Consider the following 11,890-nt stretch of genomic DNA (forward strand, 5'->3'; position numbering starts at 1 on the left):
GTGAAGGGAATCGAACCCTCGTCGTAAGCTTGGGAAGCTTCTGCTCTACCATTGAGCTACACCCGCACAGTTGTTCGCGTATCCCAAGCCTTGCGCAGCGTCAAGCCTCAGCGAAGGCCCATTTCGGCCAAGGCGGCGGCGATGGCAGGCGGCAGGGGATCTTCGTCTTCCCGCCCCTTGGGAAGGTCGGGCGGAGCGTCATCTGCCACCAGATAGCGCCATCCCTGAAAGGGGCGACGGGGAATGGCGGCCACGCGGACCAGCGCGCGATCCAGCACCAAGCCGCAGCGTAGAATACCATCCTCTCCCCGTACCTCGTCCAGGGACAGGATTCGCTGCCGTGCCATCATCACGCCCTTGAATACCCAATAGATGGAGCCGCCTTCCAGAAGTTCGGCCTCGCGTTTGGGCCACATCCGTGTGACGTGCCGCGCATGCCCGCTGCCGTAACGCTGTGCTTGCCAAGCGATCAGATCCTCAGGACCTTCGGCACCGACACACAGCTTCATCATGTGGAGATTTGCTTTCATGCGCTGCACCTAGTGTGCCACAGGCCGCTTCTCAAGGGACAAGGCGGTGGCTTCTTCTTGACCAACGGTCCTTGCGGCAGAAGTGAACGGAACGCCTGAGAATAGAAAAGGCCGCACATGTCGGTGCGGCCTTCCTGACTTGGCTAAGCAGCTTCAATCAAAGCTCGTCAAGCGCCTCGACGGCTTTTTCCAGCTCTTCCTTGGTCACGGTCTTTTCCTCGACCTGGGCCTGACCGGCGATCAGATCAACCACCTTGTCCTCGAAGATCGGCGCGCGCAGCTGCTGCTGTGCACCTTGGTTCTGCTGGATGAACTCAAAGAACTGACGCTCCTGCCCCGGATACTGACGGGCGGCGCGCATCACGGCCTGCGTCATTTCCTGATCAGTCACAGTCACTTCGGCCTTCTGACCGATTTCGGCCAGCAGCAGTCCCAGACGAACCCGGCGCTCGGCCAGCTTCTTGTGCTCATCCGTCGGCTCGATCGAACCGTGGTTGTGGTCGTGGACCTCGGGGTTCTCCTCGTGCCACAACTGATGCGCGATCTGCGAGGCTTCAGCCTCGACCAACGAATCCGGCAGATCGAACTGCACCTTCTGGTCCAGTTGATCCAGCAGCGCGCGCTTCATCACGGCACGGGCGGCGCCGGCATATTCGGACTCCAGACGCTCGGCGATCTGCTTCTTCAGACCGTCCAGATCATCGGCACCGAACTTCTTGGCCAGTTCGTCGTCGATCTCGGCTTCTTTCGGAGCTTTCACGGATTTGATCTTGCACTCGAAGACGGCGTCCTTGCCAGCCAGATGCGGCGCGCCGTATTCTTCGGGGAACTTGACAGAGACCTTGGGCTCGTCACCGACCTTTGCGCCGATCAGTTGGTCCTCGAAGCCGGGGATGAAGCTGTTCGAACCCAGGACCAGCGGATAATCCTCGGCTTCACCGCCCTCGAAAGCTTCGCCGTCGACAAAACCCTTGAAGTCGATCACGATCTGATCACCGCTCTCGGCCTTGGCATCGGCGTCGCGGTCATCGAATACCTGTGCGGATTTGGCCAGATTTTCCAGCGCTTCGGTCACGGCAGCCTCTTCGGCCGGCACGGTCAGCTTTTCCAGCGACAGCGTGGTCAGGTCGACCTCGGGAATGGCGGGCAGAGTTTCATAAGAAACGTTGACGACCACATCGTCGCCTTCCTTCCAGCTTTCGCCGTTCTCCATCTCGACCTTGGGCTGGGTCGCCGGGCGGTCGCCCGAGCTTTCCAGATGGTCGCGCAGCGCGCCGTCGATGGCGTCCTGCATCGCTTCGCCCAAAATGCGCGGGCCGAACTGCTTTTTCAGCATGGCCATGGGCACCTTGCCCTTGCGGAAGCCCTTCATCTCGACTTCGGGCTGTGCCTCTTTCAGCTTGGCATCGACCGTGGCGGCCAGCTCGGCTGCGGGCAGCGTGAACTGATACCCCCGGTTCAGACCTTCGTTCCGGGTTTCCTTGACCTGCATCATCGACCTCATGGCAAGAAGGGCCACCGATCCAGCGGTGGCCTGAAAATTTGAGCCGTTCTAGTCGCCGTGACACGGGCCTGCAAGCAGATAGAGGCAAAGGCCCGCTGGAACATCTCGCGCGCCCTGCGCTATGCTGTGCCCCGCAAGGACAGGAGAAGCGCGATGACCCTCAAGGTTGCAACGAACGAGGCAGGCGAAGCTCGCCTGACATCGCTGGCCCATGGCGGCGGCTGCGGCTGCAAGATTGCGCCGGGCGTGCTGTCGGGCCTGCTGCGCGGCAGTGCCGCCCTGCCCGTCCCGCCCGAACTGCTGGTGGGGATCGAAACGTCGGACGACGCCGCCGTTTATCAGTTGAACGACCATCAGGCGCTGGTGGCCACAACCGACTTCTTCATGCCGGTGGTGGACGATCCCTTTGATTTCGGTCGCATCGCCGCCACCAACGCGATCAGCGACGTTTACGCAATGGGCGCAACGCCGATCCTGGCGCTGGCAATCGTGGGCATGCCCATCAACGCCATATCGCATGCCACGATCGCGCGCATCCTGGATGGGGGTGCCGATGTCTGCCGGGCGGCGGGCATTCCCATCGCCGGAGGCCATACCATCGATTCGGTCGAACCGATCTATGGTCTCGTCGCCTTGGGACTCATTGACCCGAAGCTGCTCAAGCGGAATGCAGACGCGCAGCCTGGCGACCTGCTGGTGCTGGGCAAGCCGCTTGGCGTGGGCGTTCTTTCGGCCGCCCTGAAGAAAGGGGCCTTGTCGGACGAAGGGTACAGACAGATGATCGACGTCACGACGCGCCTGAATCGCCCAGGCCCCGACCTCGCCGCTATTCCGGGTGTTCATGCCATGACGGACGTGACCGGTTTCGGTCTGGGCGGCCATGCGCTTGAAATGGCCCGCGGCTCGGGTTGCGATCTGCTGATCGACTGGCAGGCTGTTCCCAAGCTTCGGGGAATCGATGCGATGATCGAGGCCGGCCATGTCACCGGCGCCTCGGGCCGCAACTGGGCCAGCTATGCCGAGGGTGTGGCCCTGCCCGAAGGCTTTCCCGACGACGCCCGTGCGCTGTTGACCGATCCCCAAACCAGCGGCGGTCTTCTGGTCGCCTGCGCACCCGATGCGCTGGAGCATGTGAAGGCGGCTTTTGCACAACATGGCTTCGACGAGGCCACCGTCATCGGAAAGGTTGGCCCAGAAACAACAACACCACGCGTGATCCTGCGCTGAAGCCGCTTGCCCATGACCGAAATCGCGAGATTTGTTCCTCATGCGGCGCGGTTTCGGCATGCAGGCGGGTATGTAAGCAGTGCGCACGAAGGCTTCGGTCCGAGAACGATCCATGCTTTTGGTGCAGGCGTTGTCACGATTTCAGGGATGACACCCAAACATTGTCGTCCGGCCTGCGACTTCCCTTAGGACTCTTTCTTTGCCCGGCTGTAACTGTGCCGAGGTCGTTGTGTCGGGCAGGTCATCCCCAAAAGGCCTGAGTTGCGGCGCCAGGCAGAACACATCGCTCTACGCCACCGAATGCGGCCTCGACTCCTTTTGTCAGGTCTTCACAGAGTGAGAGCCTGATCGCACTAGACCGCCTTGAGGACGGTTGTGTGCTGGGCAACCTGCCCCTTCAAAACCGTATTCCAAAGCTGAAGGCAGCCCCTTCGGTTCCAATGCCGAAGTTGGCCGCGCCAAGGGTGATACCGATCACCGCACCAGACATCACCTGCGCGGACGTGTGCTCGCCTGCATGGACGCGGCTATAGGCGGTCAGGCCTGCCGCACCATAGGCGGCCACCCCCAAGGGCGGCTCATCCTTCCAGCACTTGCCCGCCAGATCCGCCGCACCAAACCCGGCGGCTGCCGAATGCCCGGATGGAAAGCCCCGTCCCTGCCCCGTCGGCCGCTGCCCGAGAGAAGAGTTGTCGAACAGGCTCTTGAGGCCCAGCACCACCACGGCCTGAACGGCGCCACGCAAGGCAAAATCCTCGAGCCGGTCCTGATCGGCGGCACAAACAGCGGCCGCCAGCGGCAACCCGTATTTCATTGCCGTGCCGAACTCCTCCAGCGGGTCTGCCAATGCAGGCCCGCCTGTCCCGCCGGCAAGCGCTGCCGCCAGCATCAGCTTGCGCATCGTCTATTTCTGCAAGGTTTGAAGGTAATCCGCCAGTGCCACCAGTCGCGCCGGTGTCGCCACGCGCTGCCCAGATCCGTCGTCATACATGACAACCGGGCCCTCGCGCAGCGCTTCAAAGATCGGCATGTGCGACTCGCTGCGGCCCATCGTGTAGCCGACAAGCTGGCCCATCACGCGCGTCTTGGGAAAGACGCCGCCATTTTGTGACGCAAGCGACGTCAGATCTGTCGGCGCGGGCTGCATCCCCACCGCCGCAGGGCCGTTGCCGCGCCCCGAGGGCCCATGGCACGAGGCGCAATAATCGGCATAGTCCCGCGCAGCGCCTGTTGGCCCGGCCTCGGGGGCACAGGCCGCCACCAGACCGGCCAGTCCGAGACCGGCCATTCCCGCCATCAACATCGCCCTCATCAGCGTCCCCTTTATCTGCTTTTACCGCCAGAATGCACCGCGGGTCAGGCATGTGCAACGCTCAGACCGCGCCCGTCAGCCGGATCACCCGGTCCATTCGTGCCGCCAAGGCATGATTATGGGTGGCGATCAGCGCCGACAGTCCCGTGTCGCGCACCAGTGCCATCAGCACGTCAAAGACCCTGTCGGAGGTTTCGGGATCAAGGTTCCCCGTCGGCTCGTCCGCCAGCAGCAGCGAGGGCGTATTGGCCAGAGCACGGCAAAAGGCCACCCTCTGCTGTTCGCCTCCCGACATCTGCGCCGGTCGGTGATTGGCACGGTGCGACAGGCCGACCCGGGACAAAAGGTCGGCTGCGCGCGCCTGCGCCTTGTGTGCGGCGATACCGTCGGCCAGCTGCGGCAGGACGATGTTCTCGGCGGCGCTGAACTCGGGCAGCAGGTGATGGAACTGATACACGAAGCCCAGTTCGCGCCGCCGCGCCTCGGTTCGCGCGCGATCCGGCAGGCCCGTCATGTCGCGCCCGTTCAGCATGACCCGTCCAGTGTCGGGCGTGTCCAGCAACCCCGCAATGTGCAGCAGCGTCGACTTGCCGGCTCCCGAAGGCGCGACCAGTGCCACGACCTCGCCGCGCGTGACGTTCAGGTCCAGTCCCGACAGCACCGTCACGGGGGACGGCCCACCCTTGGCATACGTTTTGCCGACGCCTTCCAGCCGCAACACGTCATTCATAGCGCAGAGCCTCCACCGGGTTCATGCGCGCGGCCCGGCGCGCCGGAAAGATCGTCACGACAAAGGACAAGGTCAGCGACAGCGCGACGGCGCGGAAGATGTCCCAGGCCCGCAGGTCGGCCGGCAGGCGATAGATGCCGCGCACCTCGGGCTGCCAAGCCCCGCCGCCGGTCAGCGCGTTCAATGCCGCCATGATGTTGTCCACGTTCAGCGCCAGCAGTACCCCCAGGGCCACACCCGCCAGCGTGCCGATCACGCCGGTAAAGGCGCCGCAAAGGAAGAACACGCGCAGCACCGCGCCCTCGGTCAATCCCATCGTGCGAAGGATGCCGATGTCGCGCCCCTTGTTCTTGACCAGCATGATCAGACCGCTGGTGATGTTCATCGAGGCGATCAGCACCAGCACCGACAGGATCACGAACATCACGTCGTCCTCCATGTCCAGCGCCGCCAGGAACGAGCCGGAACTGTCGCGCCAGCTCCAGACCTGCGCCCCTTCGCCCGCCGCCTGCATCAGCGCCAGCGTCCAGTCGGCGACCCGCTCGGGGTCGTCGACAAAGACCTCGATCTCGTCGGCCACACCTTCGCGGTTGAAGTAGGACTGCGCCTCCTCCAGCGGCATGTAGATGCGCGTGCGGTCGATGTCATAGCGCCCGGCGCTGAAGACATAGGTGACCTCATAGGCCTTGACCCGCGGTGTCACGCCCACCGGCGTTCGCGCGCCTTCCGGCGCGATCAGCCGGATCCGGTCGCCGACCCCCACCGCCAGTTCACGCGCGATGCCCGACCCGATGGCGATCCCCTCGCCAAAACGGTCCAGATCACCGATCGAGGTTTCGGGATCCACGATCCGCGGCATCGCCTCCAGGTCGCTCCGCGTGATCCCGAACACCTCGGCCACGTTCGAGCTGTCATTGGCGCTGGCCATGACCTGCCCCTTGATCACCGCTGCAGTACGGGTAACCCCCGGGACCTCGGCCAGCCGCGCGGCCATCGCCTCGTGATCGGCAATGCGGCCCGGCAAGACGTAAACATCGTCGGTGAACTCGTTCGTGATGCGCTGCGGCGACATGTAGACGGTGGTATGGGCATTGGCGCCCAGGATCGTGTCTACGAACTCGGTCCGGAAACCGGCGCGAACGGCCAGTGTCGCAATCAGCGCCATCACGCCGAGGGCGATGCCGATCAGGCTGATCCAGGTCATCACGCTGACGCCGCCTTCGGCCCGCCGGGCGCGCAGGTATCGCCAGGCGATCAGGAATTCGTATCGGGAAAAGGGTCCGGGTCCGGCCATCGTTCAAGCCTCTGAAAATCGATGTGGACCCTGCCGCCGGTGCGGCGGCGGGTCAACCCGACATCGGCGTGAGGAGTTGTTCCGGCAGCGAAGATGCAGCTTGCGACCACCGCCTGCCGATGCCACATACCGTGTCATGCCCAAACCCACGAATGCCTTCACCTGCACCGCCTGCGGCGCCGCCCACAAGAAATGGGCCGGGCGCTGCGATGCTTGCGGCGCCTGGAACACCATTGTCGAGGAAGCGCCCTTGTCGCAGGGACCGGGCCGCGGTCTTGGTGCCTCCAAGGGCCGGCAAGTGCCCTTGTCCGGCCTTTCCACCTCCGAGCCGCCGCCGCCCCGGTGTTTGTCGGGGATGGAGGAGTTCGACCGCGTCCTTGGCGGCGGGCTTGTGCCCGGCTCGGCCCTGCTTGTCGGCGGCGATCCCGGCATCGGCAAGTCGACGCTGCTGCTGCAGGCGGCGGCTGCCTTCTCGCGCCGCGATCTGCAGGCCATCTACTTCTCCGGGGAAGAGGCCAGCGCACAGGTCCGGATGCGGGCGCAGCGCCTTGGTCTTGCCGACGCGCCGATGCGCCTGGGGGCCGAAACGAACCTTCGCGACATCCTGACGACGCTGGACGCCGAACGTCCGGATGTTGCGGTGATTGATTCGATCCAGACCTTGTGGTCGGACACGGTCGAGGCCGCCCCCGGCAGCGTGGCCCAGGTTCGCGCCGCCGCGCATGAGCTTGTGACCTTTGCCAAGAAGCGGGGGGTCGCCGTGGTCCTGGTGGGCCATGTCACCAAGGAAGGCCAGATTGCCGGCCCCCGCGTGGTCGAGCACATGGTTGACACGGTTCTTTACTTCGAAGGCGAGCGCGGCCACCAGTTCCGCATCCTGCGCTCCGTCAAGAACCGCTTCGGCCCGTCCGGAGAGATCGGCGTCTTCGAGATGACCGGCGCGGGCCTGGCCGAGGTGGCGAACCCGTCCGCCCTCTTCCTGTCCGAGCGCGGCCAGCCCATCGCAGGCAGCGCCGTCTTCGCAGGTATCGAGGGCACGCGTCCCGTCCTGACCGAGGTGCAGGCGCTTGTGGCGCCTTCGACCCTGGCTTCTCCGCGCCGCACCGTAGTGGGTCTCGACAGTGGCCGCGTCAGCACGATCCTTGCGGTGCTGGAGGCGCGCTGCGGCATCCCCTTTGCGGGGCTCGATGTCTTCCTGAACGTCGCAGGCGGCATGAAAGTGGTCGAACCGGCGGCTGACCTTGCGATCGCAGGCGCCCTTCTGTCCGCGCGTGAGGACAATCCCCTGCCCCCCGAGGCCGTGCTTTTCGGCGAGATCAGCCTGTCAGGCGCCCTTCGACCGGTGGCCCAGGCCGAAAACCGGTTGAAAGAAGCCCAGAAACTTGGTTTCTCACAAGCGATTTTGCCCGACGCCTCCAAGGCCGAGGGACAGAACGGAATGATGCTGCGACGCATCACCGATCTGACGGGATTTGTGGGCGAATTGTTCGGCGCCGGCTGAACCGCCTGAAATGCAAGAATAACCGGCGCAAGGGACAGGTTCATGGACGGGTTTACGATCATTGACGCGGTGGTGGCAGCGGTCATCATCCTTTCGGCCATTCTGGCCTGGTCACGCGGTTTCGTGCGCGAATCGCTGGCAATCCTGGGTTGGGTCGCAGCGGCGGTGCTGGCCTTCATCTTCGCGCCGACCGTTCGCCCGATGATCGCGCAACTGCCGGTCGTCGACCGCTTCATGGGCGACAGTTGCGAACTGGCGACCATTGCCGCCTTTGCGGTCGTCTTTGCCTTGGCGCTGGTGGTCTTCTCGATCATCACGCCGCTGTTTTCGTCGGTGGTGCAGCGGTCGGCCTTGGGCGGTGTCGACCAGGGAATCGGTTTCCTGTTCGGCGTGGCCCGCGGCGTCCTGCTGGTGGCGATTGCCTTCATCGTCTATGACCGCGTGATGACAAGCCAGACCGTCCCGATGGTGGAAAACTCGCGCTCGGCACAGGTCTTCGAGCGCATGCGCGGCCAGATGGACCAGCAGATTCCCGCAGACGCACCCGGCTGGATCGTCGGCCGTTACGAGCAGATGGTCCGCGATTGCACCGTTGCCGGCGGCACGGTCAGCCCGACGACGACCCCTCCGGCCGCCCCGGCCGCAAACTGATACCGCCTGCCTTAACGACATTCATATGACGAAAAAGCGCCTCCGCCTGCCTGCGGGGGCGTGACTTTGCGGACTGGCGGCACTACATAACGGCCGACAGCTTCAGCCATCAGGACGTGCCGATGCAACCCTTTCTGGCCCATCCCTTCGATTCCGATCGCCTGCACGAGGAATGTGGGATCTTCGGCGCCATCGGCGTCGCCGACGCCTCCAACTTCGTGGCTCTCGGGCTGCACGCCTTGCAGCATCGCGGGCAGGAAGCAGGCGGAATCGTTGCCCATGATCCGGAGCATGGCTTCAACAGCGCGCATCGCTTTGGATATGTCCGTGACAATTTCACCAAGCCCGAGGTGATGGCCACCCTGCCCGGCCCCCTGGCCATCGGGCATGTGCGCTATTCCACCGCCGGAACCAAGGCCAACACCGCCATTCGCGATGTCCAGCCTTTCTTTGGCGAGTTTCACATGGGCGGCTGCGCCATCGCCCATAACGGCAATATCACCAACGCCGCGGCCCTACGCCGCGAACTGATCGAGCGGGGGTCGATCTTCCAGTCGTCCTCGGACAGCGAGTGCATCATCCACCTGATGGCACGCTCGATCCAGCGCAACATCCCCGAGCGGATGAAGGACGCGCTTCGCCGCATCGAAGGCGCCTTCAGCGTCATCGCCATGACCCGGACCAAGCTGATCGGTGTTCGCGACCCTCTGGGGGTCCGTCCGCTGGTTCTGGGCAAGGTGGGTGAGGATGGCTTTGTGCTGGCTTCCGAAACCTGTGCGCTGGACATCATCGGCGCGGAATTCCTGCGCGAGATCGAGCCGGGCGAGATGGTTGTCATCTCGAAGGGCGAGGTTGTGTCATCGCGCCCCTTTGGTCCGTCCACGGGTCGGTTCTGCATCTTTGAGCATGTCTATTTTTCGCGCCCCGATTCGATCATCGGCGGGCGCTCGGTCTACGAAACGCGCCGCCAGATCGGTGTCGAACTGGCTCGCGAAGCCCCGATCGAGGCTGATCTGGTTTGTCCGGTCCCTGACAGCGGCACCCCCGCAGCCATTGGATACGCGCAGGAATCCGGCATTCCTTATGGGATGGGGATCATCCGCAACCAGTACATGGGCCGCACCTTCATCGAACCCAGCGAGCAGATCCGCAACATGGGGGTCCGCCTGAAACTGAACGTGAACCGCGCCCTGATCGCGGGGAAGCGCGTGGTGCTGGTGGACGACAGTGTCGTTCGCGGAACAACCAGCCGCAAGATCAAGGACATGATCCTGGATGCGGGTGCCGCCGAGGTCCATTTCCGCATCGCCTCGCCCCCGACTGCCTGGCCGTGCTTCTATGGCGTGGACACGCCTGACCGGGACAAATTGCTGGCCGCCAACATGACGCCCGAAGAAATGCGCGATTGGATCGGGGTGAACAGCCTGTCCTTCGTGTCGCTGGACGGTCTTTACCGTGCCGTGGGCGAAGCCCAAGGCCGCAACAGCAAGTCCCCGCAATATTGCGACGCCTGCTTCTCGGGCGATTATCCAGTCGCACCGTTCGATCAACTGGAGCGCGGCTTCCGCATGCGGGCGGGTTCGGAATCTGCTGTCAAGCAAGCGGCGGAGTAAGCAGCTTTTGCCCTGTGCGGGTCCCGCACAGGGCAGTCAGCTGATGATCGCCTCCAGCGCGTCATAGGTCGCGTCCGCGCCACCCCAGATGGTTCTCGAAAGGCAGTCGGGCTTGTGACGCAAGTGGCACAGCTCGGAACGGTTCACCCATCTGGCGCGGTTTACGACCCCTTCCGGATCGGTCAGCGTGATCAGGTCAGCTCCCGTTAGGCTGGCCCGGAAGTGCAGTTCGACCTGATGAAATCCGGTGGCCGGATCATGAAATTCATTGACCAGAAAGGGCGCGCCGACCGTGATGGAAAGTCCGGTTTCTTCCGCCACTTCCCGCATCAGGTTTTCCGGCAATGATTGTCCGGGTTCGACGCCGCCCCCCGGCAAACACCACAAGTCCGATTGCTGCCCCGGATAGGCATTGACCACCAGCACCCGCCCTTGATGCAGGATCGCGGCACGAACGGCCAGACGGGGGCGCTGTTGCCTCACCCGGTGATCCGGTTCACATGGCCCATCTTGCGGCCTTCCCGTGCCTCGCCCTTGCCATACAGATGTATCTGGGTGCGCGGGCTGGCCAGCAGCTGCGGCACGCGTTCCATGTCGTTGCCGATTAGATTCTCCATGACCACGTCCGCGTGGCGCTTGCCGTTGCCCAGAGGCAGCCCGGCCACAGCCCGGATATGTTGCTCGAACTGATCCACGACACAGCCCGCCTGCGTCCAGTGGCCCGAATTGTGAACGCGCGGTGCGATCTCGTTGACGACGAGAGCCTCTGGCGTGACGAACAGCTCCACCCCCAGAACACCGACATAATCCAGCGCATTGGCGATACGGGCCGCAATCAGCACGGCATCCGTGGTGACCCGCGCGGGCAGGCCGGAGGGAACGGTCGTCGTACGCAGAATGCCGCCCTGATGGACGTTCAGGCCCGGATCAAAGGCGGCGACCTGACCATCCAAGCCACGCGCGATGATGACGCTGATCTCGGCCGTGAAGTCGACGAAACCTTCCAGTACTGACGGCGCGCCAGTCCATTCGGCAACACCGTCACCGATCCGCACCTGACCCTTGCCGTCATAGCCCATGCGGCGAGTCTTGAGGATCGAGGGACGGCCGATCCGTGCAATGGCCGCCTCCAATGCGCCTTCGTCGGGGACGTCGGCAAAGGGGGCGGTGGTCAGACCGATCTCGTTCAGGAACGTCTTCTCGGTCAACCGATCCTGTGAGACTGCCAAGGCGCGCCGGCTGGGCCGGATAGGCCGCAGGCTTTCCAGCAGGTCCAAGGCCGAGGTAGGGACGTTCTCGAATTCGTAGGTGATGACCTCCACGCTCTCGGCGAACGCCCGAAGGGCATCCTGATCCTCATAGGATGCATTCGTTACACGCCATGCCACGTCACCCGCCGGCGCTGCACCGGGTTCATAAATATGACAGCGCAGGCCGAGGCGACTGGCGGCAGCCGACAGCATGCGGCCCAGCTGCCCCCCTCCCAGAATCCCGATGGTGCGGATCTCAGTCATCAGCCGGCTCCTCC

The 11,890-nt window shown here is 64.0% G+C and carries 12 protein-coding genes; 4 read left to right on the top strand and 8 right to left on the bottom strand.

Annotated elements, in window-relative coordinates; all coding sequences use genetic code 11:
• Positions 1–107 precede the first annotated feature (107 nt).
• Both ACLHHB_RS16555 and tig read right to left on the bottom strand, forming a co-directional pair.
• A complete protein-coding gene (locus tag ACLHHB_RS16555) occupies positions 108–530 on the bottom strand; it encodes a DUF1489 family protein (RefSeq protein ID WP_410219383.1) in 423 nt (140 codons plus the stop codon).
• Positions 531–687: 157 nt separating this feature from the next.
• Positions 688–2,022, bottom strand: a complete 1,335-nt coding sequence (gene tig / locus ACLHHB_RS16560; RefSeq protein WP_410219394.1) for a trigger factor — start codon at positions 2,020–2,022, stop codon at positions 688–690.
• A 165-nt stretch (positions 2,023–2,187) separates the two neighbouring features.
• On the opposite strand from tig, the gene selD reads away from it, so the two are divergent.
• Positions 2,188–3,261, top strand: a complete 1,074-nt coding sequence (gene selD, locus ACLHHB_RS16565; RefSeq protein WP_410219384.1) for a selenide, water dikinase SelD — start codon at positions 2,188–2,190, stop codon at positions 3,259–3,261.
• Positions 3,262–3,658: 397 nt separating this feature from the next.
• Here the strand turns inward: selD and ACLHHB_RS16570 are convergent, their stop codons facing one another.
• From ACLHHB_RS16570 to ACLHHB_RS16585, 4 genes are all read right to left on the bottom strand, one after another.
• The gene (locus ACLHHB_RS16570) at positions 3,659–4,162 is read right to left on the bottom strand and encodes a phosphatase PAP2 family protein (RefSeq protein ID WP_410219385.1); all 504 of its coding nucleotides are present in this window, start codon (positions 4,160–4,162) and stop codon (positions 3,659–3,661) included.
• A gap of 3 nt (positions 4,163–4,165) precedes the next feature.
• On the bottom strand, positions 4,166–4,573 hold the full coding sequence (locus tag ACLHHB_RS16575) for a c-type cytochrome (RefSeq protein WP_410219386.1): 408 nt from the start codon (positions 4,571–4,573) through the stop codon (positions 4,166–4,168).
• A 61-nt stretch (positions 4,574–4,634) separates the two neighbouring features.
• Positions 4,635–5,303 (bottom strand): ABC transporter ATP-binding protein, encoded by a 669-nt coding sequence (locus ACLHHB_RS16580; protein WP_410219387.1) that lies wholly within the window; start codon positions 5,301–5,303, stop codon positions 4,635–4,637.
• Positions 5,296–6,597 carry a lipoprotein-releasing ABC transporter permease subunit gene (locus tag ACLHHB_RS16585; protein WP_410219388.1) on the bottom strand — a complete coding sequence of 434 codons (1,302 nt, stop codon included), beginning with the start codon at positions 6,595–6,597 and terminating at the stop codon, positions 5,296–5,298. Before ACLHHB_RS16585 ends, ACLHHB_RS16580 begins: the two co-directional genes overlap by 8 nt.
• A gap of 136 nt (positions 6,598–6,733) precedes the next feature.
• On the opposite strand from ACLHHB_RS16585, the gene radA reads away from it, so the two are divergent.
• The 3 genes from radA (at position 6,734) to purF (ending at position 10,362) form a co-directional block, all read left to right on the top strand.
• Positions 6,734–8,098, top strand: a complete 1,365-nt coding sequence (gene radA / locus ACLHHB_RS16590; protein ID WP_410219389.1) for a DNA repair protein RadA — start codon at positions 6,734–6,736, stop codon at positions 8,096–8,098.
• 42 nt (positions 8,099–8,140) lie between these two features.
• Positions 8,141–8,749, top strand: a complete 609-nt coding sequence (locus ACLHHB_RS16595) for a CvpA family protein (RefSeq protein ID WP_410219390.1) — start codon at positions 8,141–8,143, stop codon at positions 8,747–8,749.
• Between the two features lie 122 nt (positions 8,750–8,871).
• Entirely contained in the window at positions 8,872–10,362 is a 1,491-nt protein-coding gene (gene purF / locus ACLHHB_RS16600; RefSeq protein ID WP_410219391.1) for an amidophosphoribosyltransferase, read from the top strand.
• Positions 10,363–10,398: 36 nt separating this feature from the next.
• Here purF and ACLHHB_RS16605 read toward each other — a convergent pair whose 3' ends face one another.
• Together ACLHHB_RS16605 and ACLHHB_RS16610 are read right to left on the bottom strand one after the other, a co-directional pair.
• Positions 10,399–10,845 (bottom strand): NUDIX domain-containing protein, encoded by a 447-nt coding sequence (locus ACLHHB_RS16605; RefSeq protein WP_410219392.1) that lies wholly within the window; start codon positions 10,843–10,845, stop codon positions 10,399–10,401.
• Positions 10,842–11,876 (bottom strand): 5-(carboxyamino)imidazole ribonucleotide synthase, encoded by a 1,035-nt coding sequence (locus ACLHHB_RS16610; RefSeq protein ID WP_410219393.1) that lies wholly within the window; start codon positions 11,874–11,876, stop codon positions 10,842–10,844. Before ACLHHB_RS16610 ends, ACLHHB_RS16605 begins: the two co-directional genes overlap by 4 nt.
• Positions 11,877–11,890 lie beyond the last annotated feature (14 nt).

Source organism: Paracoccus sp. (in: a-proteobacteria) (assembly GCF_046462195.1).
GTDB lineage: Bacteria > Pseudomonadota > Alphaproteobacteria > Rhodobacterales > Rhodobacteraceae > Paracoccus.

What these genes read in the sequence shown, in the direction of transcription:
- ACLHHB_RS16555 (WP_410219383.1), bottom strand. Translation starts at nt 530, where the DNA reads ATGAAAGCAAATCTCCACATGATGAAGCTGTGTGTCGGTGCCGAAGGT.
- tig (WP_410219394.1), bottom strand. Translation starts at nt 2,022, where the DNA reads ATGCAGGTCAAGGAAACCCGGAACGAAGGTCTGAACCGGGGGTATCAG.
- selD (WP_410219384.1), top strand. Translation starts at nt 2,188, where the DNA reads ATGACCCTCAAGGTTGCAACGAACGAGGCAGGCGAAGCTCGCCTGACA.
- ACLHHB_RS16570 (WP_410219385.1), bottom strand. Translation starts at nt 4,162, where the DNA reads ATGCGCAAGCTGATGCTGGCGGCAGCGCTTGCCGGCGGGACAGGCGGG.
- ACLHHB_RS16575 (WP_410219386.1), bottom strand. Translation starts at nt 4,573, where the DNA reads ATGAGGGCGATGTTGATGGCGGGAATGGCCGGTCTCGGACTGGCCGGT.
- ACLHHB_RS16580 (WP_410219387.1), bottom strand. Translation starts at nt 5,303, where the DNA reads ATGAATGACGTGTTGCGGCTGGAAGGCGTCGGCAAAACGTATGCCAAG.
- ACLHHB_RS16585 (WP_410219388.1), bottom strand. Translation starts at nt 6,597, where the DNA reads ATGGCCGGACCCGGACCCTTTTCCCGATACGAATTCCTGATCGCCTGG.
- radA (WP_410219389.1), top strand. Translation starts at nt 6,734, where the DNA reads ATGCCCAAACCCACGAATGCCTTCACCTGCACCGCCTGCGGCGCCGCC.
- ACLHHB_RS16595 (WP_410219390.1), top strand. Translation starts at nt 8,141, where the DNA reads ATGGACGGGTTTACGATCATTGACGCGGTGGTGGCAGCGGTCATCATC.
- purF (WP_410219391.1), top strand. Translation starts at nt 8,872, where the DNA reads ATGCAACCCTTTCTGGCCCATCCCTTCGATTCCGATCGCCTGCACGAG.
- ACLHHB_RS16610 (WP_410219393.1), bottom strand. Translation starts at nt 11,876, where the DNA reads ATGACTGAGATCCGCACCATCGGGATTCTGGGAGGGGGGCAGCTGGGC.